Raw genomic sequence first — 22,954 nt, 5'->3', positions numbered from 1 at the left:
CCGCCTGCGGGGTCCAGCTGCCGCCCAGGCTGGTCGCGGTGAACGACCGGAAGTACCGGCCCTGCGAACCGATCGCCTCGACGATCATCAGGTACCGCTGCTGACCCTGCAGCTTGTACACCTGCACCGCCTCGAACAGGTTGTTCGTGGTGTCGGTCATGATCGTGGTGTAGTTCGACCCGAAGCTGCCCGGGAAGTTCCCGATCGGCATGCTCGCCCGGTAGATCCGACCGTTGTCACCGGCGAAGAACAGGTACATGTTCTGGTCGTCACCGATCAACGCCTGATCGATCGGACCGGTACCGGAGTTCGAGATCGACCCGGTGAACAACGTCTGGTGCGCCGACCAACTGTTCACGTTCGTCGGATTCGTCGACGTCCGGTACGAGAACGCCGGCCCACCCCACTGGTAGGCAAGCACCCAGATGTTACGCGGCGCGAAGTAGAACAACGACGGCGCGACCGCCGAGAACGGCATCGCGTTCTGACTGGCCGAACCCATCTGGTTCCAGTTCGAGAACAGGCCGAAGTTCATCGACCCCCACGACGTGCCGTTGTCATGCGTGGTCCCGTACACCAAATGCTGACCGTTGTACGGCGCGTGCGTGAAGTCCTTCAACGACACCCAACCCGACCTCGGCTGCGCCAGCGGCCCCGTCGACGACCACCGGTACGACGACGGCAGATTGCACGTACCCGACGGCGGCGGCGTCGTCGGCGGGGTGGTCGTGGGCGGGGTGGTCGTGGGTGGGGTGGTGGTGGGCGGGGTGGTGGGGGTGACGCCGCCGGTGCAGGTCACGCCGTTGAGGGCGAAGTCGGTGGGGGTGGGGTTGTTGCTGGTCCAGGAGCCGTTGAAGCCGAACGAGGTGGTGCCGTTGGTGGGGATGGTGCCGTTGTAGCTGACGTTCCGGGCGGTGACGGCGGCACCGCTCTGGGTCAGCGTGGTGTTCCACGACTGGGTGACGGTCTGCCCGGCACCGAACGACCACGTCAACGTCCAACTGATCAACGGGTCACCGAGGTTGGTGATGGTGACGTTGGCGCCGAAGCCGCCCGGCCACTGCGAGGACACCGTGTAGTTCACCGAACAACCCGCCGCCGCCGCACTTGCCGGCATGGCGACGACGAGCGCCGTCGACGCCAGCAGCGTGGCACCGAGGGACGCCATAACGGCATTGACTTGTCTTGATCTGGACATGAGGCATCCTCCGGGCGGGGTGACAGAAATGCATTGGCGGTCGTCGGTGTTAGGTGAACGTTAACAGTTGCGTCCCGTATATTACGGGAGCGCTCCCACGCCCTCAAGCATCGATCGGACGCCATCGATTGCCAGTCTCGTTTCAGGGCTGGTGGACGCGGCCGTCATGGTTGGCCCACGTACGTGAGCAGGTAGCGCGGGCCGGATCGATCCGTCAGGTGAACGTTCTCAGGCGTCGGTACCGGAGCAGAACCGGAGCGCGTTCGTGTTGGCGGGAACAGCGGGACGCTCGACGACACATGCCTACGTGCCCCGGTCGATGGAATCGCGCCACCGGCGCGACCGTCCACGGTGCCCGCGGCTCAGGTCACGGCCGGAGCAGCCCGCGATCGGCCATGAAGGCACGCAATGTCTCCGCGTCCCCGGCGGACATCAGGCGGCGGGGGATCACCGTCGCCGGCATCCGACCCACGTACACGACCCAGAACTCGGGGGTGGTCCGCACCTGGGTGACGCCGTCCCAGGCGATGCCGCCGGACTCCGAGCCGCTGCGCATCATGATGTTGTCGTCGGTGATGTCGTAACCACCCTCGACGGCGTAGCCACTCGAACGGCGCCGAGCCCGCCACCGCAGCCACGGCCAGTACAGCATCGCCAGCAGACCACCCAGGACCATCGTCAGCCACACCGACAGTGTCTGCTCGCCCCACCCGAATCCCGACGAGACGACGAGACCGAGCGCGCCGACCGCCGCCAGCACCGCGCCGACCAGACTGTACTTTCGCAGTTGGGCGCTGCTGAGCGCGGCGGCCACGCGGCCCGGGTAGCCGGGATCGGCCGGTACGTCGAAACGGATGCGCACGCCAGCACGATAGTGCCTGTACCCGGCCGGGAGTCCGCGGCGTCGACGCTGCGAGCTGCCGGCGTCGGACCGACCGGCCGGAACCCGCCGCCCTGGCCGGTAATCGCTACGCTGCCCGGTCGTGCTGAGAACACGGCTCGACACCGCCCGGATCCGGGCGGCCCGCCGAATCATCGACCCGGTCTTCCTCGACACGCCGCTGTACCGATGTGCGGCGCTGGAGCCCGACCTGGGATGCGCCGTGAGCATCAAGCTCGAGACGGCGAACCCGGTCCGCAGCTTCAAGGCGCGTGGCACCGAACTTGTCGTCAACCGGCTCGCCGACGACGGGCCACCCGCGGTGGTGTGTGCCAGCGCGGGCAACCTCGGCCAGGCCCTCGCCTGGTCCGGTGGCCGTCGAGGAATCGACGTCACGGTCGTCGCCACCCGCCACGCGACCGCCGCCAAGCTCGACCGCATCCGCGCCCTGGGCGCCACCCTGGAGTTGGTCGACGGCGACCACGAACTCGCCCGCGACCGGGCGGCGGCCCTCGCGCGGCAGCGCGGCATCCGACTGCTCGAAGACAGCCTGGACGTCGAGACCTGCGAAGGCGCCGGCACCATCGGCCTGGAGTTGGTGGACCGCGCGCCGACTGTCGACGCCGTGCTGATCGCGCTCGGCGGCGGGGCGCTGGCCACCGGTGTGGGTCACGTGCTGAAGGAGCTGACACCCCACGTCGAGGTAATCTGCGTCCAGCCGCTGGGCGCACCCGCGATGACCCGTTCCTGGCACCTGCGGCGCGTCGTCACCACCGAATCGACGAACACCATCGCGGACGGCGTCGCCGGACGGCGACCGATCCCGGCGGTCCTGGACGACCTGCTCCTGGTCGCCGACGACGCCATCCTCGTCCGGGAGGCCTCGATCATCCGCGGCATGCGGATGCTGCTCGACCAGGCCGGCCTCGTCGCCGAACCGTCCGCCGCGCTCGGCATCGCCGCGATCCTGGAAGACCCCGACCGCTTCGCCGGTCGACACGTGGTCACCATCGTGTGTGGCAGCAACGTGGACATGGCCGCTTTCCACCGTTGGGTCGACCCGGGCCAGCGGTAGCGGACGTGATTGCCGCAGGTTCGAGGGGGACTGCGGCAAATCGCAGCCTGTCAGCGGTCACGGCGACCAGCGCCGCGCTCGCACGGAAGCGGCGACGCAGCGCGTCCGGCTGGTGGTCGACCGGTCCGGTCACCGGGAGCAGCGTATGGTGGCTAACCATGTCATAGCGGTCGAGATACCCCAGAATCTGGCGGAGGGGAAATGAAGCAGAACTACCTACGGTTCGGGCTGGTCCTGGCGATCAGCCTGGCGGTCATGTTCGTCCTGACCTTGTCCCAGATCCGCAACTGGTCGGACTTCTACCTGAATTTGAGCAACTTCTACATGTCACTGATCATGGTGGCCGCCATGGGGCTCATCATGATGGGCGTCATGCACCAGATGTTCGCCGCCCGGCGCCTCAACGTCGCCCTCTACATCGCGCTGGGCGTGCTCTTCGTGGGCGGGTTCGCGGCCGTGCGTACGGAGCCGTTCGTGGGCAACGAAGCGTTCCTCAAGTCCATGATCCCCCACCACTCCCGGGCCATCCTCGTGTGCCAGGAGTCCCAGATCACCGACCCCGAGATCGTCCGGCTGTGTGACCAGATCGTCCGGTCACAGCAGGAGGAGATCGACCAGATGAAGCAGATCCTCGACGACCGCTACTGACACTCCCGCCGACGAGCACTGGGGCCGATCGTGGCCACGACTCGTACCGTCGGCTTGACGATCCTGCCCGGGACGACCAAATGCCCCGAACCGGGCGTACGGCCGCTGCCGACTCCATAGTCTGCGGAAAGGCCGGTTCCGCTCGCCAGTGATCGGATCCCCGGCCCTCACCTCGAGCAGGAGGAGACGGCGTGGCAGCTGATCGTCGCGGCCGACCCCGCCGGCGAACGCCGTACCGCCGCATCGCCGGGGATGCGACGGGCGGCACCCGTCGGCGGGTCGGGGCCGTCGTGCGGTTGTTGACCGCGCTGGTGCTGGCCGGCGGGGTGTACGCGGTCTTCGCGCCCGCGGCGCGGGCGCAGGAGGAGCCACGATTCAGTGGCGCGGCCGCGGAGGGTGAGGCGCTGTTCAACGTCGGTTGCATCACCTGTCACGGGCGCAGCGCCGGTGGTGTCGAGGGGCGCGGACCCAGCCTCGTGGGGGTGGGCGCGGCGTCGGTCGAGTTCCAGGTCGGCACCGGGCGGATGCCACTGGCGCGGCAGGAGGCGCAGGCGTTACGCAAGCCACCGCAGTACACCGACGAGGAGATCCGGCAACTGGCGGCATACATCCAGGAGATCGGCGGAGGCCCGGTGGTGCCCGACACCGTCGAGCAGCAGTTGGACGACGCCGATCTGGCCCGGGGCGGAGAACTGTTCCGGATCAACTGCTCACAGTGCCACGCCTTCGGCGGCGGCGGAGGCGCCCTGTCCTCCGGCAAGTTCGCGCCGAGCCTGTATCCGGCGTCGGATCGGACGATCTACGCCGCGATGCTCAGCGGCCCGCAGAACATGCCGGTGTTCGGCGACAGTCAGCTGACCCCGGAACAGAAGGCCGACATCATCGCCTACATCCAGCAGGTCGTGCAGGAGGGTCCCGACCCGGGCGGGTTCAACCTCGGCCGCTACGGTCCGTCCACCGAGGGCTTGGCGATCTTCCTGGTCGGCATCGTCGCTCTCGTCTTCGCGAGCCTGTGGATCGCGGGCAAGTCGTGACCACCGGCCCCCGGCGACCCGGCCGCGAGCCGACGGACGTCAACGACCCCGGCGTGACCCGCTTCGAGGTGGTTCGCGAGGGTGCCCGCCGCGACGACATCGAGATAGTCCATTACGAGCCGCAGGTCACCGCCGGTTCGAAGGCCGAGCGACGGGTGGTCCGCACCGTGACGGCTCTCTTCCTGGTCGCCGGGCTGTCCGCCACCGCCTTTCTCGTCGTCTACATCTGGTGGCCGTGGCGCTATCGGCTGGTCGGTGACATCGAGGAGTACTACACCCCGCTGCTGGGTCTGACCCTCGGCGTCGCGCTGCTCATGCTGGGTTTCGGTGTCCTGGTCTGGGGCAAGCGGCTGCTGCCGAAGGAGGTGTCGATCCAGGACCGGCACGAGGGGCCGGTACCCGCCGACGATCGGCGCATCACCGGCCAGACCATGCTCTACATGGCCGACGAGCTCGGCGTGAAACGGCGTCCCCTGCTCGGCGTGTCCCTGCTCGCGGGCCTGGTCCCGGTCGGGGCGGTCGTCGCCGCCCCCCTGGTCGGCGGCCTCATCAAGGATCCGCACGACAACCGGGAACTGTTCCGCACCGGCTTCGCCCCGGCCGACGACAACGGCGCCGTCACCAGGATCCGCCTCGTACGGGAGGACCGGCGGCCCGTCCGGCCGCTGGAGCTGCTGCCCGGCGGCCAGGTCACCGTGTTCCCGGGCATCCCGCACGGCGTCAGCAACCAGTACGCCGACTCCGTCACGCTGCTCATCCGGTTGCGCGCCGAGGACGCCCTCGTCGCGCGGGAGAACAACCGTCGAGCCGGCAAGCAGGACTGGATGTGGGGTGACTTCATCGCCTACTCCAAGATCTGCACCCATGCCGGCTGCCCCGCCAGCCTCTACGAGCAACAGACCAACCGGTTGCTCTGCCCGTGCCATCAGTCCCAGTTCCTGATCACCGACAACGCGCGACCCGTCTTCGGGCCCGCCAGCCGGCCGCTGCCACAGCTGCCCATCGAGGTCGACGAAGAGGGCTTCTTCGTCGCCAGCTCCGACTATCGCGAGCCCATCGGTCCTGACTTCTGGGAGCGCCCCTGACGCGCTCCTGAGACGGAGTGCGGAACACGCGAGGAGGCACCGTGACGCGACTGGCCCGAGCGCTCCGGCGGGTGTCGCTGCCGGGCGCGGCACTTGCCGTGTCGCTGCTCGCCGGCTGCGGCGCGGGTCAGATCGCGGAGACGGCCGAGAAGGAGCCCTCCATCCAGGGCGTCAACCTGATGACCGACAACGGCGAGTACGCCGTTCGCGGTCTGCTGATCGAGTTTCCTGGCGCTGACGGCTACCGCGCCGGGGAGGACGCGTTGCTCAGCGCCGTCATCTACAACGACTCGAAGGATGCCGTCACGGTGACCGTGACCACGCAGGACGCCCGGGACATCGTCATCGTCGATGCTGTCCGGCCCGTCCCTCCCCGGTCGGGCACGCCCGCTGCGCCCAGTCCCACCATCGCCAGCCCGACGGCGACGGACACCTCCCCCGCCCCCGGCGGATCGCCCGGTGGCGCCGCGCCGGATCCACGGACCGGGCCGGCCCGGATCGAACTTCCCCCGCTGAGTTTCGTCCGGTTCAACGCGCAGGCCGGCCGGTACTTTCAGCTCCTCGACCTCGACGAGTCGCTGCGTTCGGGACAGAACGCCAGCGTCACCTTCGACTTCGGCGACGGACACCGGGTCACCGGCCCGGCACCGGTCGCCGCGGCCCTGACTCCCGTGCCGCCGCCACCGCCGATCGTCGAACCCGAGGAGGCCGAGACCCACGAGGGAGCCGACCACGGCGATTGAGGGCGCTGGGCGCGCTGCCCGGGCTCGGGCTCCACCGGCCCGGATGGTGTGTCGCGCAATCCGAGATTCCCCCGGCGGTGACTGCCTAAGGTGAAGACGCGACGGACACCACCGGTCGGCCGCCGAGAACGATGGGCAGCACCATGGCGCGGTTCCTGGAAATACTGTGGGACACGAGCAGCGTGAACGGTCGCCTCGTGACCAGTGTGGTGCTGGCCCTGCTGGCGCTCGTCGTCGCCGTCCTGGCCGGCCGACTGGCCACGATCAAGGTGCAGGACACCACCAACCGCTACTACCTCCGCAAGGCGGTGCACTACCTGACCGTGGTGGCGCTGCTGTTCGCCCTGGCCCTGCTGTGGCGGCCGTTCGCCGGTCGCATCGGTGTGGTCGTCGGCCTGCTCGCCGCCGGCCTCGCGCTGGCCCTGCAGGAGGTCCTCGGCGCCTTCGCCGGCTGGGTGAGCATCCTCACCGGTCGGCAGTTCCGGGTCGGCGACCGCATCCAGATGTGCGGCGTACGCGGCGACGTCCTGGACATCACCCCGCTACGGACCCGGATCCTGGAAAGCGGATCCTCGTCCGATCCGGAGTCCTGGATCCGTGGCCGCCAGTACACGGGGCGAGTGGTGTCACTGTCGAACCGGTTCGTGTTCACCTCGCCGGTGTTCAACAGCAGCACGGTGCTGGACCATCTGTGGGAGGAACTGACCCTGCCGGTCCCCTACGAGGCGGACTGGCATCTGGCCGAACGCATCCTGTGTGAGGAGGCGCAGAACATCTCCGCCACCGCCGACGCCCAGCACGCCATCGAGCAGATGCGCCACCGCTACCCGGTCGCCGATGCCGAGGTGGATCCTCGGGTCTTCATCCGCGCCACCCCGAACTGGATAGAACTGTCCGCCCGGTTCGTGGTGCCGGTACGCGCCGCCCGACAGGTCAAGGACCAGGTCACCAGGCGAGTGCTCGACCGGTTCGCCGAGAACGGCCTCCGGGTCGCCTCGGTGACCCAGGACATCACGGTGCGTCCGCCGCCACCAGGAGCTTCCACCCGGCCCGCCGCACCCGCTACCGGACGCCCCTGAGCCGCTGCCACCCTCCGCCCGGGTCGTCCGGTGGCTACCCCCGTCACCGGGGTCTGTGGTCTGATGTCGCCACCCAGCAGGAAGGAGACGCGAACATGGCCGTCGACCCGACCGGTCCGGATCTGAAGGAGTTCCTCACCACCGACCCCGAGGCGCCCGTGGTGATGCTCAACCTGCTGCGCTTCGCCGACGGTGGGCGGGAATCATACGAGCGGTACGCCGCCGCGCTGAGCGAGACCTTGCTCCCCCGGTACGGCGGCAAGGTGCTCTACGCCGGCGACGGCGGGCCGGCCCTGGTCGCGGAGGAGGGCCAGGAGTGGGACGCGGTGCTGCTGGTGCGGTATCCCAGCCGGACGGCGTTCAGCCGGATGGTCGCCGACCCGGAGTACCAGCAGGTCACCACGTTGCGGACCGTCGCCCTACAGGAGGCCGTCCTGCAACCGACCACGCCCTGGGGCCGCGGCTGAGCCGCGCGAGGCCGGCGGTCGACACCGGCGGACCAGCCTCCGCCCCGGGCCGCCGCCCCGTGCCGCGAGCTAGGCGCCGGCGACGGCGCGGGACGGGAGGTGCCGATCACCGACCTCAGTTGCTGCCCTTGACCTGGACAGCATGGGTCAGGGTCATCAGGAGCAGGCCACCCAGGAGGTTTCCGGCACCGGAGAGGACGATGTTGAGCCCGAGATCCGGATAGGAGACCGGGGCGCCCAGCCAGACGCCGAACAGCAGATGCAGCCCGGAGACCACGACATGGTCGAACGGGCCGAGGGCGAGGAAGAACCCCACCACGTACGCCAGGAGCATCCGGCCGCTCACCGATCCGACGGCGTGCAGCAGGTAGGACAGCAGGGTCAACAGGGTGCCGGCGGCGATGCCCCGGGTGAAGGTCGCCAAGCCCTCCTTGGCGGCGATCTCCTCGGCGACCAGGGCGAGGGTGTGGTGGGCGCGACCGGGCAGCGTGCCGGGAACGGTGAACACGGCGGCCATCACCGCCCCGCCGACGAAGTTCATCACGAGCACCAGCAACCACAGCCGGGCCAACGGCCACAGCGCGGCGAGCCGCCGACGGGCCACCGCGGCGGCGACCGGATCGAAGAAGTTCTCGGTGAACAACTCGGTGCGTCCGACCACCACGAAGATCAGACCGATGCCGAAGGCCAGCGCGCCGACCAGCTGCCCCACGCCGGAGGCGAAGTCGGGTGCGGCAAGTTCCCGGGCCACGCCCAGCGCCACGATGCCGAAGACTATCGTGACCCCGGCGATGAACCCGGTGGAGGCCTGCTCCAGAGCGCTGCTGGACAGTCGCCGCTCGCCCTCGGCGCGGGCGCTGTCGTAGATGTCCTCCGGGGATGGTGCTCGTGCCATCTTGACCGGGTACCCGCGAGGTCGCCACCGAATCACCCCTGATCGGGCACGTCGCCCTCGATCGGGTCGGGACAGCAGCTCGCGTCGTCGCCACGGCCGGGACGTCGGATCACCGCGGCCGGGTCAGAGATGTTGGCGACGCCACTCACTGGTGGCCTGCTCGGCCACCCGTTCCTCCGCGTGCACCGACGCCTTGATCCGCGCCCGCGCGTCAGCGGCGCTGTATCGCTGGATCACCGCGAGGACACCGCAGACCGCCACCAGCACGGCCAGCGCCACGAGGGGGGTGAGCGCGGCCGCCGGCACCGTCAGCAGGCTGACGACGACCGCCGCAGCCAGTGCGGTGGCGCGCAGCCGACGGAACGTACGCGCCGCGACGGCCACCCCCATCAGCAGATAGAGGGCGACACTCCCGTACAGGACGGACACGGCCGGCCAGGGCAGCGGTTCGGTCTCGCGCATGGCCACGACTTCGAGGACGAGCTTCAGCCCGAGGGCGGTCCCGACGATCGCGACGATGGTCACGAAGTGCAGGTAGGAGAAGACGTCACGGGCCAGGGCGATCCGCTCGGGGCCCCGGGTGCCGTGCATCGCCTGCTCGACGCTCGGCAGCAGGGTGTCGAAGTGCAGCCACCACAGCGTCGCCAGCAACGCGATACCGAGCACGGATCCGGTGATCACCGGCGCGGTCAGGGTGAGTCGGTCGAACCGGCCCGGGCCGAGCCCGAGCGAGATGACCGCCTCCCCGAGGGCGATGATGACGATCAGCGAGTGCCGCTCCGCCCAGTGCCCGGCCGAGGCGACGGCCCAGCGGGCGTACGGCAGGAACAGACCGACCGAGTACTCGACCAGCATGGCCGCCGCCCACAGCGCGAGACGCACGTCGAGAACGGCCTCGGCCGGTGCCCAGCGGCTCGCGGAGACCGCCAGGCCGACAAGCACTGCCGCCACCACCGCCGGAAGGCTGATCACCATGAGTTGCCGGCGGTTACCGTCGACGGCGCTCAGCGCGTACAGGAACGTGACCAGGGTGAGGCCGCGCAGGACCAGGTAGGCGACGGCGAACACCACCGGACCGGTCAGGTCGTCCGGTTGGTTGACGAACGCCTGCGGGATGGCGATGGCCAGCACAAAGGCGGCGGCCATGACGCCGAAGCCGAGCAGGGGCAGCAGTCCGTAGTCGGCGCGGACCAGGTTGCCCAGGGTGGCGAACGTCGTCCAGCAGAACCAGAGCAGCGCCAGCACGACCACGCCGGACAGCACCGCCTGCATGGTCACCTCGACGGACACCAGGCCAGCCACGTTGAGAAACGCGAAGACGAAGATCAGGTCGAAGAACAGCTCCAACCGCGTGACCCGGGAACCGGGCATGACCGGCCGGAGCCAACGGGACCGGCGCAGCTGCGGTGGAGCGCTCACCCGGTCATTCTGCGCGCAACGGCCTCAGCCGAACTCTGATTCGTACCGATTGCCGGAGTGCGGTGTCCGCTCGGCTGCCCGAGTGGCCCCCGTCGGCCCGGTACGACATGATCCGGTCAGGGGCGGCCGTCAGGGTGCAGGTCGAGGAGGTTACCGACGGCGACCGGCCCCGGCGCGACCGGCAGCCCCGCGCCGCCAGCAGGACCCGGACCCCGAGGAGGTACGACATGAACCGGAGCACCGAGCAGGTGTTGCGGGACCACCTGCGCCGCCGCAGGGACGGCGATCTGGAGGGTGACCTGCGCGTGAACTACCACCCGCAGGTGCGGCTGCTCTCCGCCGAGGGCGTGCACCACGGTCACGACGGGGTGCGGTATCTCGCCGGGATCCTGCGTAGCTACGTCGAGGACGGGGACTACAGCTACCGGCAGGTACTCACCGATGGCGACGTCGGCATGCTGGTCTGGTCAGGCCGCTGCGTGGCCGACGACATCGCCCTGCACGACGGTGTGGACTCGTACGTGGTGCGGGACGGGCTGCTGGTGGCGCAGACGATCCACTACTCGTCCGCCCCGCTGGACCAGCACCCCGACTCGTGACCACTCGTCACCCCGCCGACCGCTGGGAGTGAGCGCCTCGCTCAGGCGCGGGTGGGCTGACGGCCGAACGCGCGCATCGCGAGCGCGCCGACGGCCGGGCCCGGGGCGAGCAGCAGGAACGCCCACCGCCAGCCGACCGCGTCGGCCAGGACGGGAACGAGTTGGATGGTGACCACGGTAAGCGCGAACCCGATGGCCGTCTGCGCGGTGAGCGCGGTGCCGACGTACCGCTTGTCGGCGACCTCACTCAGGGCGGTCGAGAAGACGCCGGAGTCCGCGATCACCGCGGCACCCCACACCACACCCAGCAGTACGACGGCGCCGGGCGGCGCGGCGAAGAACAACGGTGAGGCCAGGCAGCAGGCGCCGCTGACCACCAGGGCGGTGACCGCGGCCCGGGGTCGCCCGAACCGGTCGGCGGCCCAGCCGCCGGCGAGGCATCCGGCGACCCCGGCGATCCCGATGGCCAGGAACGCGAGCAGGCTGACGTTCGCGTCGTCGCCACCGGTGCGGGCCGCCGTGCCGGCGATGAGGAAGCTGGGCAGCCAGGTCCACAACGCGTACAGCTCCCACATGTGTCCGAAGTAGCCCAGGTTCACCAGCCGGGGACCACGTTGGCCGAACATCGCCAGGGCGTACCGGGGGTACGGACGCGGCGACGTGCCCGGGGCGAACTGCGGACCTTCCCGCACCAGGGTCACGGCCAGCACCGCGCCGAGCAGCGCACAGCCGGCCGCGGTGCCCATCACGCCGCGCCACGGCAGGTCGCCCAGCCCGCCGATCAGATGCGGCAGCGCCGAGCCGAGGGTCAGCGCGCCGATCATGACGCCGAACGCGAGCCCACGGCGGGCCGGCGGCGCCCAGGACCCGGTCAGCTTCATGCCGACCGGGTACACCCCGGCCAGGAAGACACCGGTGAGGAAGCGCAGCGGGATGGCTCCGGCCAACCCGTGGACGGTGAGGGCGAAGACGCCGGTGCAGGCGGCGGCGAGCGTCGCGCTGCCGGCCATCAGCAGGTGTGGCCTGACCCGGTCGGCCAGGTTCAGCACGGTCGACGCCACGGCACCGGCCACGAAGCCGAGTTGCACGGACGCGGTCAGCCACACCGAGGCGGCGGCGCCGATCTGCCACGACTCGCGTAGCGCCGGCACCACGGCGGAGGCCGAGAACCACACCGCCAGGCTGAGCACCTGGACGGCAGCGATGAGGGCGCGCTGTACCCCGGGTCGTGACGTCATCCGCGCTCCTCCGCTGCCAGCTGGAGATCAGCTTGGTGCCTCGACCCGGGGCCGCGCCACCGCCCCTCGCGGCCGTCGCGGACGCCCTTGCCGTGCCCCGGCCCAACTTCGCGCAGGTGCCCGCCTCTGCGCCACCTGGCGTGACGCCACCCACAACCGCTACGCCATCCTAGGATGATGGTGTCCCGCTCTGGACGCCGGACGTCCGCTGCGGCAGACACCTACGGGAGCAGGACGATCTTTCCCACGTGACGGCGGTGGGCGAGTTCCTCCTGGGCGTCGGCGGCCTGGCGCAGCGGGAAGGTCGCCGCGACGACGGGCGCGATCTCGCCTCGCCGGGCCAGGTCCATCAGGAGTTCGAAGTGGGCCGGGCTGTGCATCGCGGAGCCGATCAGCTGCGCGTTGTGCAGGTAGAGGCGGCGCACGTCGAAGCCCACCTGGTAGCCGCCGAGCGCGCCGGCGACGACCCATCGACCGCCGTCGCGCAACAGGGGCAGACCCTCGTCCACGAGATCGCCGGCGACGACGTCGAGTCCGACGTCGATGCCCTCCGGGGCGACGGCGCGGACCTGCCCGACGACATCCTTCGCGCGGTCCACCACGTCGTGCGCCCCCGCCGCGCGCACCGCGTCGATCTTTTCCCCGCTGCTGATGGCGAGGACCCGCGCGCCGCGTGCCCGCGCGATCTGCACCAGCGCCAACCCCACGCCACCGGAGGCGCCCGAGACCAGGAGGGCGCTCTCGCCACCCGACCACTCGCCCTCGACACCCTGGCGGAGAGCATCGACGTGGCGCGCGGCCTCGTTCGCGCCAGCCTCCCTACCGGCGGACGGGACGGCACGGGACGATGATCCGACGTCAGTCGTCTCCGACGACCTTGACGTCCTTCCAGAACGCGACCCGGTCGCGGATCATCTCGGCCTCGGGCAGCGGCTGCGGGTAGTACCAGACCGCGTCCACGCTGGTCTGCCCGTCGTGCTCCAGCGTGTAGTACGACGCGGTGCCCTTCCATGGGCAGACCGTGTGAGTGTCGGAGTCCCTCAGCAGGTCGTCGCGGAGCGCGGCACGGGGAAAGTAGTGGTTGCCCTCGACCACGACGGTGTCCGGGCTCTCGGCGATGACCAGGTCGTTCCAGACGGCTTTCGGCATGCTCCCAGACTAGGTCGGCCCGCGCCCCGGCGGCGGCTCGCGCCTCGTCCGCAACGGTCGACTGGCGCTTGTCGGCGGCACGGCCAACCGGGTCGGGCGGCACGATCCGATGAGAGCGGTGTGGGGACGCGGCGCTAGCGCGGCACCTCGTGCAGCGTGACGGCGTCGAGCCGACCGTCGGCCAGTTCGGCGGTGAGGTACGTCGCGTACGGCTGGCGGCGCCGGTCGGTCGGCGAGCCGGGATTGAGCAACCGCGGGCCGCCGGGGGCCTCGCTGTCCCAGGGGATGTGGGAGTGGCCGAAGACGAGCAGGTCGCAGTCGGGGAAGCGAGCCGCGCACCGCCGCTCCCGGCCGCTCGCCGGCCCGGTCTCGTGCACCACCGCGATCCGCATCCCGCCGATGTCCGCGCGGGCGATCTCCGGCAGTCGGGCCCGCAGGTCGGGACCGTCGTTGTTGCCGTGCACGCCGATCAGCCGGGCGCTGCGCCGCTCCAGGTCGTCGAGCAGGGCGACGCTGACCCAGTCGCCGGCGTGGATGACAAGGTCTGCGGCGTCGACGGCGGCCCACAGCCCGGACGGCAGGTCCCGGGCACGTTTCGGCAGGTGGGTGTCTGCCATGATGACCAACCGCACCCGGTCAGCGTAGCCCCGCCCCGGCCCCGGCCCGCCCGCGTCGGCCGACCGCCGTCGAGAGGGTCAGACGCGACCGCGTACGAGCGGCAGGAAGACCTCGTCGACGATCTCGACCAGGGTCTCGTCGGGGACCGGAGGGGTGCCGCGCATCGCGTACTCGGCTCGCAGCAGCATCATCGGCGTCGCCGCGACCCGTGGGTGCACGGCCGTCGGCGGTGCCTCACCGCGGGCGACCGCCCGGTCGAGCATGGTCAACCAGGCGCGGTCCATGGTGTCCGCGCCTGACCGCTCGCGCATCAGGTCGAGCAGCGCCGGGTCGTCCGCCGCCGCGGCCAGCAGGCTGCGCAGGACCGCTCCGTGCGGCGAGGACCACGTCTCGTTCGCCTTCCGCAGCATCTCGAGCGCGTCGCCCCGCAGCGTGCCGGTGTCGGGGTTCGGCATCGCGACGTCGGAGAGGTGGCGGTACGCGGCGATGCCCAACGCCGCCCGATGCGGCCATCGGCGGTAGATGGCGTTCTTGTTGGTCCCCGCCCGGGCGGCGACCCGGTCCATGGTCATCCCCGCGTAGCCGGACCGGCGCAGTTCCTCCGCCGCCGCCCGCAGGATCGCCCCTTCCAGTTCCTCGCCCCGGCGTCTGGTGCCCATGCCTTGCAGGGTACTAGACGTACCCTATAAGGTACGCCGCGTACCCTTTGGTGAGGAGAGCTGCTGTGCGCGTCTTCGGCATGAACTACGACACCGGCTTCGTGAGCGCCGGTTCCACCACCCACGAGCCGTTCGACCCCGAGACGGTGCGGCGCGACCTGCGCGTCATCCGCGAGGAGTTGCACTGCGACGCGGTGCGCATCACCGGCGGTGTCCAGGATCGACTGGAGCTGGCCGCGCGACTCGCCGCCGAGGCGGGGCTCGAGGTGTGGTACTCCCCCTTCACCAACGGCCTCGACCGCGACGGACTGATGGTGTTCCTGCTCGACGGCGCCGAGCGGGCCGAGCGGCTCCGCCGCGCCGGCGCCTCGGTCGTGTACCTCACCGGCTCCGAGATCTCCCTGTTCACCGACGGTTTCCTGCCCGGTCGCGACCTGGCCGAGCGGCTGGCACTGTTCGCGGATCCGACGCGGATGCGGGAGGCGGTCCCGGTTGCCCGAACCGCCGTACGCGACTTCCTCGCCGAGGTGGTGCCCAGGGTGCGGGAACGCTTCGGCGGCCTGGTCGGCTACGCCTCGCTCCCGCTGGAGGGTGTCGACTGGACACCGTTCGACATCAGCGCCAGCGACGCCGGCTATCGTGACGCGACAAATGCCGCGGCGTTTCCGCAGACCCTGGCCGCGGCGGTGGGGCAGGGCAGGCCGTACGCGGTGACCGAGTTCGGCTGCTGCACCTTTCATGGCGCGGCCGAGGTCGCGGGCGCGACGGAGCCGGTGACATACGACGGGCAGGGCCGCGCCGCGCGGCTCACCGCCGAGCTGGAACGTGACGAACAGGGCCAGGCCCGCTACCTGCTGGATCTGCTACGCGATTACGAGCGCGGCGGTGTGGAGGCGGCGTTCGTCTACACGTTCGCGAACCGGCACCTACCGACCACGGAAGACCCGGCGCACGACTACGACCTGGCCGCGCGCGGAATCGTGCGGGTGTTGCCGGACGGCTCGTGGACGCCGAAGGCCGCCTTCCACGCCCTGGCCGAATACGGCCGCATTCGCGCCAGGACCTCGACCTGCTCCTGACGCGCGGCAAGCAGTGGGCTCTTTTCACCTGGTGCGCGCGACGGTGAGCCGTACCGCCATGTCCCGGAGCCTCAGGCGGCTCCGGCGGCGGCCTGCGCGTCCCACATGCTGACGACCACGCCGAACACGAAGAGCTGCAACGGCGTCGCGAGCCCCGGCAACGCGATCGCGATGTCGCCGCGCCAGAAGCTGGTCTTGCGGACCGAGCCCACCCGGGTGTCGCCGAGGACCAGTTCCTCCTCGCCGCCCCAGATGGACTTACGCCGGAAGTGGTAGGTCTGCCCGGCCGCCTCGACGGTCCACCGCTTACGACCCACCCGTTCGGCCGAGGCGACCAGTGTCCCCGCGTCGTCGACCATGGTGTAGCTGGTGCCCCAGGCGTTGGAGCGGACCTGGAAACGCCGCCCGTCCAGCTCGAACTCGCCACCGCTGCGCCACACCGAACTGTCCCAGACGGCGATCTCCCGACCTCGGTCCGTCACCACGTAGCGGCTGCGCCAGACGCTGACCCTGCGAGCTTGCATGCGACCAGGTTAGGCAACAGGACCCGCGGGTCGCGCGCGGAGGACATCGGGCGCCGCGACCGGCGACCACGCGGCAGCCAACCCTTGCTCCTCACGCGGCGTGATGCCCGATAGTCGTGCCATGACGGAGCACCTGACCGTGGGACGGGTCGCGGAGCTGGCCGGCGTCAGTGTCCGCACCCTGCACCACTACGACGAGATCGGCCTGCTCGAACCGTCCACCCGCACCGCGGCCGGGCACCGGGCCTACTCCCCCGACGATGTGGAGCGGCTCCGGGAGGTGCTCGCCTACCGGCGGCTCGGCTTCGGCCTGCGGGAGATCGCGGAGCTGGTCGACGATCCGACCACCGACGCGGTCGCGCACCTGTGCCGGCTGCGGGGCCTGCTGATGGACCAGCGCGATCGGGCTGCCGCCATGGTGACGGCCATCGACCGGGAACTGGACGCACGAGACAGGGGAATCAGGACCACACCGGAGGAGCAGTTGAGAGTGTTCGGGACGCAGTTGTACGACGCCATCGGATCCGCCTACCCCGCCACCCGGCGCACCGAGCCACGGATCGCCGCGCGCATCTGGGCCGCCCTGGGTGACGCCCGGACGGTGCTGAACGTCGGAGCCGGCACCGGCTCGTACGAGCCACCCGACCGCGACGTCACGGCGGTGGAGCCGTCGGCGGTCATGCGGGCGCTGCGGCCGCCGGGCGCGGCACCGTGCGTGGCCGCGGCCGCGGAGAGATTGCCGTTCGAGGATCAGTCCTTCGACGCCGCGATGGCGGTCAGCACCGTCCACCACTGGCCGGACCCGGTCGCCGGGCTGCGCGAGATGCGGCGGGTGGCCCGCCGCGTGGTGGTGTTCACCTACGACGCGGACGACACCCGCTGGCGGCAGCGGTTCTGGCTCACCCGCGACTACCTCCCCGAGTTCGCGGACCTGCTCGTCGGGTGGCCGTCGCTGGCCGACCTGACCGGGGCGATCGGCGGACGCGCCGAGCCGGTGCTGGTGCCGTGGGACTGCGCCGACGGGTTCTTCGAGGCGCACTGGCGCCGGCCTGAGGCGTACCTGGACGACCACGTCCGCCGCGCGGTGTCGGTGTGGACCAGGCTCGGGGAACAGGCCGAGCGGCGGGCCGTCGGCAGACTCCGCCAGGACCTGGCCTCGGGCCGGTGGGCCGAGCGCAACCGCGACCTGGTCACCCTCGACGCGGCGGAACTCGGTCTCCGTCTTCTCGTGGCCTGAACCACCGGGTGGTATCCGGTTATTCGCCGGCCAGCCACCGCGCGGCGAGTTCGGTGATGACCGCCCCACCGTGGTCGTTGAGGTGAACGTGGTCGACGTGCAGTTCGCGTCCGCCGTTGCTGGCGACCTCGTCCCAGCTTCGGCCGAGCAGGTAGTGCTGGGTCGCCGCGCCGAAGGCCAGCGGGAAACTGAAGTCGTACGGGGCCGGATCGTTCACGCGCTGCCGGAGAATGTCGGCCAGCTGCTCGTGTACCGGCAGGTAGTCGATCCGGGCGCGGGTCGCGGTCTGCGCGATCACGGTGTTGTACCTGCTGAGTTTCCGGTTCAGTTCGGAGTCCAGGTCCTCGCCCAGCGGCGGCAGCGACAGCAACGCGATCCGGGCGCTGGTGCGGGACGCGACCCGGTCGACGATCGCGCCGAGGTTGTCCCGGTACTGATCCAGCGGTACGTGGTCCCGCACGTCGTTGCCGCCGATCAGGATCAGGACCGCGGCGGGGCGGCACGCGACGATGTCGGTGTCGACCCGCCGGCGTAGGTCGGCGCTGGTGTCGCCGTTGACACCGGCGTTGACGAACTCGTAGCGACGATGGTCGGGCCGGTCACGCAGCGCACCCACCCAGTCGGCGCCGAGCGTGCCCTGCGTCGAGCTGGAGCCGGCGGCGACGACCGCGGGACGCGCGTCCGGCTTGCGGCCGTCGCCGCAGGCTTCGGCCGGTGGATTGGCGGCCGACCGGCCGAACGCGAGGTACGCGACGGTGCCGGCGGCGCCGAGTACGCCGACGAGCAGCAGGCACGCGGCGATGATGATCCGCTTCTTCATCCGTCAGTACCCCACCGAGACGGTGTGGCCGGCGGTGGTGGGGTCGTCCAGAGCGGCGAGGATGGCGTGCGCGAGATCGACGCGGGCGATGGTGAAGCCGCCGCGGACGTTGCGGTCGACGGCGGTGCGGTAGGGGCGGTGTCTGCCGTCGGTGAGACGGGGCGGGCGCATGATCGTCCAGTCGAGGTCACTGTCCCGGACGGCCTGCTCGGTGCGGGCGAAGCCGGCGAACTCCTCGCGGAGGTACCGTCGCAGCAGGGGCTTGACCACCGTTCGGGTGAACCGGTTGTCCCCGGCGTCGACGACATGCCCGCTCGCGGTGACGACGACCAGCCGCCGGATGCCCTCGGCGCGCATCGCGGTGATGATCGCGCGGGTGCCGTCGGCGCACACCGAGGCATCCGTCCGGGCGCGTGGGCCCAGCGCCGACACGATCGCGTCCTGGCCGGAAACGGCTGGCCGGATCGCCTCGGGATCCAGCGCGTCGGCGACCACAGTTTGGAGTCGCGGGTGGTCGAGCCGCGGCAGACGCGCCGGGTCGCGTACCACGGCGGTGACGTGGTGACCGGCGGCGAGCGCCTGGCGGGTGACATGGCGTCCAGTGCCGCCGGTGGCGCCGAAGACGGTGAGGCGCATGCCTGCCTCCAGGGGGTTAGTGATTACTAATCTCGATAATGGGCTAGTAATCACTAACCTGTCAATCGACGAGACGAGGCGACATGGGCACCCGGGAGCGGATCCTCGACGCGGCCGAGCAGATCCTGCGCACGCGCGGCGTCGCACTGGCCACGACGAAGGAGATCGCGCAGGCGGCGAAGGTCTCGGAACCCACGCTCTACAAGTACTTCGAGGACAAGGAGCGACTGCTGCTCGCGGTCCTCAAGGAGCGGCTGCCCGGCCCGGCCCGGATCCCGGTCCAACCAGGCGTCGGCGATGTCGAGGACAACCTCACCGAACTCGCGCACGCGGCCCTGGACTTCTACCAGCAGTCGATACCCATGCTGGGCGCGCTCCTCGCCGACCCGAAGCGGATGGCCGCACACCGGATCGCGATGAACCGGCACGGCGGTGGCCCCGACAAGGCGGCCACCATCTTCGCCAGCTACCTCCGGGCCGAGCAGGCGATCGACCGGATCAGCCCCGGCGCGGACCCGGACGCCGTCGCGGCTCTCCTGATCGGCGCCTGCTTCCACACGGCGTTCCTGCGCTACTACTCCGAAGGGCCAACCGCCACCGCCGCCCCGCGCGCAACCGCCGAGGCGTTGACCCGGGCCGTGGTCCGTCCACTCCTGCCCCCGTCCGCTCCGCAGGGATGACCAGCCGCCGGCGATCGATGGACGCCGCTGGCGTGCGGCTCGGTCGCGTCGTGGTGTGCGGGGACGCCGGCACTGTCAGAATCGGACTCAGGAGCCGGTACGCACTGGTCGAGAGGAAGACATGAGCGACTGGAACGACAAGGTCATCGCCGAGTTTCGCGCCAACGGCGGGCAGGTGGGCGGCCACTTCGCTGGCCAGCCGCTGCTGCTGTTGCACACGGTCGGCGCCAAGAGCGGCCAACCCCGCGTACACCCGATGATGTACCAGGAGGTGGACGGCGGCTATGCCGTCTTCGCCTCGAAGGCCGGCGCGCCCACCAACCCCGACTGGTATCACAACCTGCTCGCGCATCCGCACACGCAAGCGGAGATCGGCACGGACACGGTCGAGTTGGTCGCCCGCGTCGCCAGCGGAGACGAGCGGGAACGGATCTGGAGCGCGCAGAAGGCCGCGTACCCGTTCTTCGCCGACTACGAGCGGAAGACCAGCCGCCAGATTCCGGTCGTCGTACTGGAACCCGCACCGTAGCGGGCGACGTTCGAATCCCGCGTCGGGGCTCGGAAGGTCGACAAGTCCCGGTCACGGTGCCGAGGCCGGCGCCCGTCGGGGCATACCCCGCAAGACCGCCCTACGCGGAAGGTGGTCGTGGCGGTCCTCGTGCCGATCAGCCGGCCAGCTTCTCGAAAAGCTCGGTCGTCGTGTCGTAGTACCTCGTCGTTCGGCCGAGGCGCGTCATGCCGAGCCGGCGGCAGACCGCCTGGGAGGCATGGTTGTCCGGGTTCGTGACCGCGATGACCCTCGTCAGACCTCGGCCGAACACGTCGTTCAGAGCCGCCGCCGCTGCTTCGGTGGCGTAGCCGTGTCCCCAGGCGTTCGGATGCAGGTGCCAGCCGATCTCGACATCGGCCGGCCCGCCGGCAGGTTCGCCAACCGACAGGGGAATCGGTTTGAGCAGAAGGTTTCCTACCAGTTGGCCGTCGGTAGCGGTGGTGATGGCCCAGATCCCGTGCACCGGATCGTCGATGGCGCGTCGGCGTGCGATCGAGGCGAGAGCCTCCTCACGGCTGTTCATGGTTGTCGGCTGCGCGCCGAGAAACCGCACGACCTCCCAGCGCGACTCGAGGTCCAACACGAAGTCGGCGTCCTCGTCACGCCAAGGACGCAGCAGCAGGCGGTCGCTCGCGATGGTGCGCATCTGGTCCAACCTAGTGTTCTGGCCGGGGGCCGAGGGCCTGCGGAAGCGGATGTCACTGTGGCGGGCGGGGCTCGATGACACTGCTGGCCCGTTGTCGGTGAGGTCGCCATGGATGAGCAGGACTTCTGGACACGGATGGAGTTCCGCATCCGCGCCGAGTTCCAGGGCTTCGCGGACCGGCATCTTCGGTGGTACTGGTGCGATGGTCTGGTAGCCGAGCAGTACGAGTTACTGACCGCCGATCCGTGTATCCGTGGCCGGGCCTGGTCCGGGTCTACCGGCCAGGAGCCTTGGCGGTTCGTGCTGCGCATCGGCCGGGGCGCGCGGACGCGCGCGGAGATCCCTTGGACCGCGCTGCTTCCCGGCGAGCAGGCAACGGGATGGCTGTCGGCCGACCCGCGACGCAGAATCATGCTGATAAGCCCGCTGGTCGGCCACCCCGAATGACCATTCGATGCTGCCGTGAAGCGCTCGTCACCTGGCTCTGTGCGACAGTGGCTCATGCCGTTGCGCAGGTACGACCTCAGAGCGTCAATCGCGGTGTCCGACATCGAACGGGCAGTCGCGTTCTACGAAGGCAAACTCGGCCTTCAGGCAGTGCGGTCCGGACCCAGCGCGGACATCCCCGACGGCAGCCGCATCTATGGTTGCGGGGGCAGGCCGGCCCTGAATGTCTACCAGTCGGTCACCGCCGGAAAGAGCCCCGCGACACTCGCGACCTGGTACGTCGACGACATCGACCAGATCGTCGACGAGCTCGTCTCGTCCGGCGTCGAGATCATCCGGTACGACCAGTTGGAACATGACGCCAGGGGAATCACCGCGCGGGCCGGCGGTGGGCGCATCGCATGGTTCCAGGATCCGGACGGCAACACCTTCGCCCTCGAAGCCGACGTCTGACGACCGGCTACAGATTCCCGGACTCCGGCCAATCGGACCAGTGGGTGTTCGGCGGTGCGCCGGGCGCGCACCGGGTGAGATCGCCGGTGGCCAGCACGTCGGCGATCTGGCGGACGGTCTCCGACTCGCTGGGGCGCAGCCCGGCCGCCACGTCGGGATGGTGCCATGGCGCGCCGACGCGCGCTACCGGCGTCGGTTGCGGGGGTGGTTCCTGGCCGTCCGCTCGTTGCCGCGTCGGTAGTCGCCGGTGAGGCGCGCCATCAACTCCTGCGGATCTTCCTCGTGCACGTCGAGCAGGAATCGGGCCGCGGCGGCACCCCTGAGCACCACGGCGGGGCGGCCGTGGTGGAGCAGTTCCACCTCACCGTTCTTGCGGAGGCGGTAGGTGAATCCCTCAGGCACACCGGGCATCGCCGTATCGTCCTCGCAGGTGGAGCCGCACGCGACCGAATTACGCTGCCCGGCCGGACCGGGTCGGCCTCGGGCACCGGCGATGCTTCGTCGACCCGGGGGTGGGATGCTTCTTGCATGCCGTCCTATCCACCCACCTTCGCCGACCAGGTCGTCGCCCAGCCGGCGCAGGCCCAGTTCGAGGCGTTCATCGACGAGCACCGCAGGGCGCTCACCAGTTGCCTGGACGGGCTGACCGAGGAACAGGCACGCCGGTCGTTGGTGGTCTCCCGGACCACGCTGCTGGGTCTGGTGAAGCATGCCACCTTCGTGGAGAAGGTCTGGTTCGACGAAGCCGTCACGGGCCGGTCGCGCGCGGAGATCGGCATCCCGGCGACGCCGGACGACTCGTTCATCCTCGACGACGGCGACACGATCGCCAGCGTCCAGCACGCGCACCGCGAGGCCTGCGCGGCGTCCCGCCAGGCGACGTCGTCCCTGGGGCTGGACGACATTCTGCCCGGCAACCGGCGCGGCCCGCTACCACTGCGCTGGGTGTATCTGCACGTGCTGCGCGAACTTGCCCAACACTGCGGGCACGCCGACATCCTCCGCGAGCAGCTCCTGCACGAATGACGCCGTGGTGCCTCCCCCCGGTGCAGACCCTCGATGCCGGCGGTGAGGACGAGACAGGAGCCGTACGACT

Annotated in this window: 29 protein-coding genes and 1 pseudogene; 15 read left to right on the top strand and 15 right to left on the bottom strand. The window is 70.3% G+C overall.

Going from position 1 to position 22,954, the window contains the following annotated elements:
* Together V5O40_RS03420 and V5O40_RS03415 are read right to left on the bottom strand one after the other, a co-directional pair.
* The coding region (locus V5O40_RS03420) for a non-reducing end alpha-L-arabinofuranosidase family hydrolase (RefSeq protein ID WP_332904095.1) at positions 1 to 1,198 on the bottom strand (1,198 nt) is incomplete at its 3' end.
* Positions 1,199 to 1,565: 367 nt separating this feature from the next.
* Entirely contained in the window at positions 1,566 to 2,060 is a 495-nt protein-coding gene (locus tag V5O40_RS03415; RefSeq protein WP_332904094.1) for a YcxB family protein, read from the bottom strand.
* Positions 2,061 to 2,181: 121 nt separating this feature from the next.
* On the opposite strand from V5O40_RS03415, the gene V5O40_RS03410 reads away from it, so the two are divergent.
* The 7 genes from V5O40_RS03410 to V5O40_RS03380 all read left to right on the top strand — a co-directional run bounded on the left by V5O40_RS03410 (position 2,182) and on the right by V5O40_RS03380 (position 8,209).
* Positions 2,182 to 3,153, top strand: a complete 972-nt coding sequence (locus tag V5O40_RS03410; protein WP_332904093.1) for a threonine ammonia-lyase — start codon at positions 2,182 to 2,184, stop codon at positions 3,151 to 3,153.
* Positions 3,154 to 3,354: 201 nt separating this feature from the next.
* Positions 3,355 to 3,801 carry a DUF305 domain-containing protein gene (locus V5O40_RS03405; protein ID WP_332904092.1) on the top strand — a complete coding sequence of 149 codons (447 nt, stop codon included), beginning with the start codon at positions 3,355 to 3,357 and terminating at the stop codon, positions 3,799 to 3,801.
* Positions 3,802 to 3,992: 191 nt separating this feature from the next.
* Positions 3,993 to 4,835, top strand: coding sequence for a cytochrome bc1 complex diheme cytochrome c subunit (qcrC, locus tag V5O40_RS03400; protein ID WP_408631820.1), 843 nt, complete (start codon positions 3,993 to 3,995; stop codon positions 4,833 to 4,835).
* Positions 4,832 to 5,920 carry a cytochrome bc1 complex Rieske iron-sulfur subunit gene (gene qcrA / locus V5O40_RS03395; RefSeq protein ID WP_332904091.1) on the top strand — a complete coding sequence of 363 codons (1,089 nt, stop codon included), beginning with the start codon at positions 4,832 to 4,834 and terminating at the stop codon, positions 5,918 to 5,920. The genes qcrC and qcrA overlap by 4 nt, the downstream gene beginning before the upstream one ends.
* Positions 5,921 to 5,961: 41 nt before the next feature.
* Positions 5,962 to 6,663 (top strand): hypothetical protein, encoded by a 702-nt coding sequence (locus V5O40_RS03390; protein ID WP_332904090.1) that lies wholly within the window; start codon positions 5,962 to 5,964, stop codon positions 6,661 to 6,663.
* Between the two features lie 197 nt (positions 6,664 to 6,860).
* A complete protein-coding gene (locus V5O40_RS03385) occupies positions 6,861 to 7,742 on the top strand; it encodes a mechanosensitive ion channel family protein (protein WP_332904089.1) in 882 nt (293 codons plus the stop codon).
* A gap of 95 nt (positions 7,743 to 7,837) precedes the next feature.
* Entirely contained in the window at positions 7,838 to 8,209 is a 372-nt protein-coding gene (locus V5O40_RS03380; RefSeq protein WP_332904088.1) for a DUF1330 domain-containing protein, read from the top strand.
* A 115-nt stretch (positions 8,210 to 8,324) separates the two neighbouring features.
* Here the strand turns inward: V5O40_RS03380 and V5O40_RS03375 are convergent, their stop codons facing one another.
* Both V5O40_RS03375 and V5O40_RS03370 read right to left on the bottom strand, forming a co-directional pair.
* Positions 8,325 to 9,104 carry a formate/nitrite transporter family protein gene (locus V5O40_RS03375; RefSeq protein ID WP_332904087.1) on the bottom strand — a complete coding sequence of 260 codons (780 nt, stop codon included), beginning with the start codon at positions 9,102 to 9,104 and terminating at the stop codon, positions 8,325 to 8,327.
* A gap of 123 nt (positions 9,105 to 9,227) precedes the next feature.
* Positions 9,228 to 10,523, bottom strand: coding sequence for a low temperature requirement protein A (locus V5O40_RS03370; RefSeq protein WP_332904086.1), 1,296 nt, complete (start codon positions 10,521 to 10,523; stop codon positions 9,228 to 9,230).
* A 227-nt stretch (positions 10,524 to 10,750) separates the two neighbouring features.
* Between V5O40_RS03370 and V5O40_RS03365 the strand changes: the two genes are divergently transcribed.
* Entirely contained in the window at positions 10,751 to 11,122 is a 372-nt protein-coding gene (locus V5O40_RS03365; RefSeq protein WP_332904085.1) for a nuclear transport factor 2 family protein, read from the top strand.
* Positions 11,123 to 11,163: 41 nt separating this feature from the next.
* Here the strand turns inward: V5O40_RS03365 and V5O40_RS03360 are convergent, their stop codons facing one another.
* The 5 genes from V5O40_RS03360 to V5O40_RS03340 form a co-directional block, all read right to left on the bottom strand.
* Positions 11,164 to 12,360, bottom strand: coding sequence for an MFS transporter (locus V5O40_RS03360; RefSeq protein WP_332904084.1), 1,197 nt, complete (start codon positions 12,358 to 12,360; stop codon positions 11,164 to 11,166).
* A 221-nt stretch (positions 12,361 to 12,581) separates the two neighbouring features.
* Positions 12,582 to 13,067, bottom strand: coding sequence for a zinc-binding dehydrogenase (locus tag V5O40_RS03355; protein ID WP_332904083.1), 486 nt, complete (start codon positions 13,065 to 13,067; stop codon positions 12,582 to 12,584).
* A gap of 151 nt (positions 13,068 to 13,218) precedes the next feature.
* Positions 13,219 to 13,509: a DUF427 domain-containing protein gene (locus V5O40_RS03350; protein WP_269742000.1), complete on the bottom strand. Its 291-nt coding sequence runs from the start codon at positions 13,507 to 13,509 to the stop codon at positions 13,219 to 13,221.
* Between the two features lie 134 nt (positions 13,510 to 13,643).
* A complete protein-coding gene (locus V5O40_RS03345) occupies positions 13,644 to 14,141 on the bottom strand; it encodes a metallophosphoesterase family protein (RefSeq protein WP_332904082.1) in 498 nt (165 codons plus the stop codon).
* Between the two features lie 63 nt (positions 14,142 to 14,204).
* Entirely contained in the window at positions 14,205 to 14,786 is a 582-nt protein-coding gene (locus V5O40_RS03340) for a TetR/AcrR family transcriptional regulator (RefSeq protein ID WP_332904081.1), read from the bottom strand.
* Between the two features lie 65 nt (positions 14,787 to 14,851).
* Between V5O40_RS03340 and V5O40_RS03335 the strand changes: the two genes are divergently transcribed.
* Entirely contained in the window at positions 14,852 to 15,865 is a 1,014-nt protein-coding gene (locus V5O40_RS03335; protein ID WP_332904080.1) for a hypothetical protein, read from the top strand.
* Between the two features lie 71 nt (positions 15,866 to 15,936).
* Here V5O40_RS03335 and V5O40_RS03330 read toward each other — a convergent pair whose 3' ends face one another.
* Positions 15,937 to 16,389: a hypothetical protein gene (locus tag V5O40_RS03330; protein WP_332904079.1), complete on the bottom strand. Its 453-nt coding sequence runs from the start codon at positions 16,387 to 16,389 to the stop codon at positions 15,937 to 15,939.
* 121 nt (positions 16,390 to 16,510) lie between these two features.
* On the opposite strand from V5O40_RS03330, the gene V5O40_RS03325 reads away from it, so the two are divergent.
* Complete coding sequence (locus tag V5O40_RS03325) at positions 16,511 to 17,626, top strand: MerR family transcriptional regulator (RefSeq protein ID WP_332904078.1); 1,116 nt, start codon at positions 16,511 to 16,513, stop codon at positions 17,624 to 17,626.
* Positions 17,627 to 17,645: 19 nt separating this feature from the next.
* Here V5O40_RS03325 and V5O40_RS03320 read toward each other — a convergent pair whose 3' ends face one another.
* Together V5O40_RS03320 and V5O40_RS03315 are read right to left on the bottom strand one after the other, a co-directional pair.
* Positions 17,646 to 18,446 carry an SGNH/GDSL hydrolase family protein gene (locus V5O40_RS03320; protein ID WP_332904077.1) on the bottom strand — a complete coding sequence of 267 codons (801 nt, stop codon included), beginning with the start codon at positions 18,444 to 18,446 and terminating at the stop codon, positions 17,646 to 17,648.
* Positions 18,447 to 18,449: 3 nt separating this feature from the next.
* On the bottom strand, positions 18,450 to 19,082 hold the full coding sequence (locus V5O40_RS03315) for an NAD(P)-dependent oxidoreductase (protein ID WP_332904076.1): 633 nt from the start codon (positions 19,080 to 19,082) through the stop codon (positions 18,450 to 18,452).
* A gap of 83 nt (positions 19,083 to 19,165) precedes the next feature.
* Here V5O40_RS03315 and V5O40_RS03310 point away from each other — a divergent pair, with 83 nt between their 5' ends.
* Entirely contained in the window at positions 19,166 to 19,762 is a 597-nt protein-coding gene (locus V5O40_RS03310; RefSeq protein ID WP_332904075.1) for a TetR/AcrR family transcriptional regulator, read from the top strand.
* A gap of 121 nt (positions 19,763 to 19,883) precedes the next feature.
* On the top strand, positions 19,884 to 20,291 hold the full coding sequence (locus V5O40_RS03305) for a nitroreductase family deazaflavin-dependent oxidoreductase (protein WP_332904074.1): 408 nt from the start codon (positions 19,884 to 19,886) through the stop codon (positions 20,289 to 20,291).
* Between the two features lie 136 nt (positions 20,292 to 20,427).
* On the opposite strand, the gene V5O40_RS03300 is transcribed toward V5O40_RS03305, so the two are convergent.
* Entirely contained in the window at positions 20,428 to 20,958 is a 531-nt protein-coding gene (locus V5O40_RS03300) for a GNAT family N-acetyltransferase (protein ID WP_332904073.1), read from the bottom strand.
* A 108-nt stretch (positions 20,959 to 21,066) separates the two neighbouring features.
* On the opposite strand from V5O40_RS03300, the gene V5O40_RS03295 reads away from it, so the two are divergent.
* Together V5O40_RS03295 and V5O40_RS03290 are read left to right on the top strand one after the other, a co-directional pair.
* Positions 21,067 to 21,405, top strand: coding sequence for a hypothetical protein (locus V5O40_RS03295; RefSeq protein WP_332904072.1), 339 nt, complete (start codon positions 21,067 to 21,069; stop codon positions 21,403 to 21,405).
* 93 nt (positions 21,406 to 21,498) lie between these two features.
* Positions 21,499 to 21,858 (top strand): VOC family protein, encoded by a 360-nt coding sequence (locus V5O40_RS03290; RefSeq protein WP_281581428.1) that lies wholly within the window; start codon positions 21,499 to 21,501, stop codon positions 21,856 to 21,858.
* Between the two features lie 7 nt (positions 21,859 to 21,865).
* On the opposite strand, the pseudogene V5O40_RS03285 reads toward V5O40_RS03290, so the two are convergent.
* Together V5O40_RS03285 and V5O40_RS03280 are read right to left on the bottom strand one after the other, a co-directional pair.
* A pseudogene (locus V5O40_RS03285) lies at positions 21,866 to 22,015 on the bottom strand (DUF7003 family protein); the annotation flags it as partial.
* A gap of 26 nt (positions 22,016 to 22,041) precedes the next feature.
* The gene (locus V5O40_RS03280) at positions 22,042 to 22,269 is read right to left on the bottom strand and encodes a hypothetical protein (protein ID WP_332904070.1); all 228 of its coding nucleotides are present in this window, start codon (positions 22,267 to 22,269) and stop codon (positions 22,042 to 22,044) included.
* A 117-nt stretch (positions 22,270 to 22,386) separates the two neighbouring features.
* Here V5O40_RS03280 and V5O40_RS03275 point away from each other — a divergent pair, with 117 nt between their 5' ends.
* Positions 22,387 to 22,884: a DinB family protein gene (locus V5O40_RS03275; RefSeq protein ID WP_332904069.1), complete on the top strand. Its 498-nt coding sequence runs from the start codon at positions 22,387 to 22,389 to the stop codon at positions 22,882 to 22,884.
* The last annotated feature ends 70 nt before the right edge of the window (positions 22,885 to 22,954 follow it).

It is taken from the genome of Micromonospora palythoicola (assembly GCF_036689795.1).
GTDB classification, from domain to species: Bacteria; Actinomycetota; Actinomycetes; order Mycobacteriales; family Micromonosporaceae; genus Micromonospora; species Micromonospora palythoicola.
The sequence above is the reverse complement of the archived record's forward strand: the minus strand, read 5'-3'. Positions and strand labels throughout refer to the sequence as shown.

What these genes read in the sequence shown, in the direction of transcription:
- V5O40_RS03405 (WP_332904092.1), top strand. Translation starts at nt 3,355, where the DNA reads ATGAAGCAGAACTACCTACGGTTCGGGCTGGTCCTGGCGATCAGCCTG.
- V5O40_RS03380 (WP_332904088.1), top strand. Translation starts at nt 7,838, where the DNA reads ATGGCCGTCGACCCGACCGGTCCGGATCTGAAGGAGTTCCTCACCACC.
- V5O40_RS03375 (WP_332904087.1), bottom strand. Translation starts at nt 9,104, where the DNA reads ATGGCACGAGCACCATCCCCGGAGGACATCTACGACAGCGCCCGCGCC.
- V5O40_RS03365 (WP_332904085.1), top strand. Translation starts at nt 10,751, where the DNA reads ATGAACCGGAGCACCGAGCAGGTGTTGCGGGACCACCTGCGCCGCCGC.
- V5O40_RS03360 (WP_332904084.1), bottom strand. Translation starts at nt 12,360, where the DNA reads ATGACGTCACGACCCGGGGTACAGCGCGCCCTCATCGCTGCCGTCCAG.
- V5O40_RS03350 (WP_269742000.1), bottom strand. Translation starts at nt 13,509, where the DNA reads ATGCCGAAAGCCGTCTGGAACGACCTGGTCATCGCCGAGAGCCCGGAC.
- V5O40_RS03340 (WP_332904081.1), bottom strand. Translation starts at nt 14,786, where the DNA reads ATGGGCACCAGACGCCGGGGCGAGGAACTGGAAGGGGCGATCCTGCGG.
- V5O40_RS03330 (WP_332904079.1), bottom strand. Translation starts at nt 16,389, where the DNA reads ATGCAAGCTCGCAGGGTCAGCGTCTGGCGCAGCCGCTACGTGGTGACG.
- V5O40_RS03325 (WP_332904078.1), top strand. Translation starts at nt 16,511, where the DNA reads ATGACGGAGCACCTGACCGTGGGACGGGTCGCGGAGCTGGCCGGCGTC.
- V5O40_RS03320 (WP_332904077.1), bottom strand. Translation starts at nt 18,446, where the DNA reads ATGAAGAAGCGGATCATCATCGCCGCGTGCCTGCTGCTCGTCGGCGTA.
- V5O40_RS03315 (WP_332904076.1), bottom strand. Translation starts at nt 19,082, where the DNA reads ATGCGCCTCACCGTCTTCGGCGCCACCGGCGGCACTGGACGCCATGTC.
- V5O40_RS03310 (WP_332904075.1), top strand. Translation starts at nt 19,166, where the DNA reads ATGGGCACCCGGGAGCGGATCCTCGACGCGGCCGAGCAGATCCTGCGC.
- V5O40_RS03305 (WP_332904074.1), top strand. Translation starts at nt 19,884, where the DNA reads ATGAGCGACTGGAACGACAAGGTCATCGCCGAGTTTCGCGCCAACGGC.
- V5O40_RS03300 (WP_332904073.1), bottom strand. Translation starts at nt 20,958, where the DNA reads ATGCGCACCATCGCGAGCGACCGCCTGCTGCTGCGTCCTTGGCGTGAC.
- V5O40_RS03295 (WP_332904072.1), top strand. Translation starts at nt 21,067, where the DNA reads ATGGATGAGCAGGACTTCTGGACACGGATGGAGTTCCGCATCCGCGCC.
- V5O40_RS03280 (WP_332904070.1), bottom strand. Translation starts at nt 22,269, where the DNA reads ATGCCCGGTGTGCCTGAGGGATTCACCTACCGCCTCCGCAAGAACGGT.
- V5O40_RS03275 (WP_332904069.1), top strand. Translation starts at nt 22,387, where the DNA reads ATGCCGTCCTATCCACCCACCTTCGCCGACCAGGTCGTCGCCCAGCCG.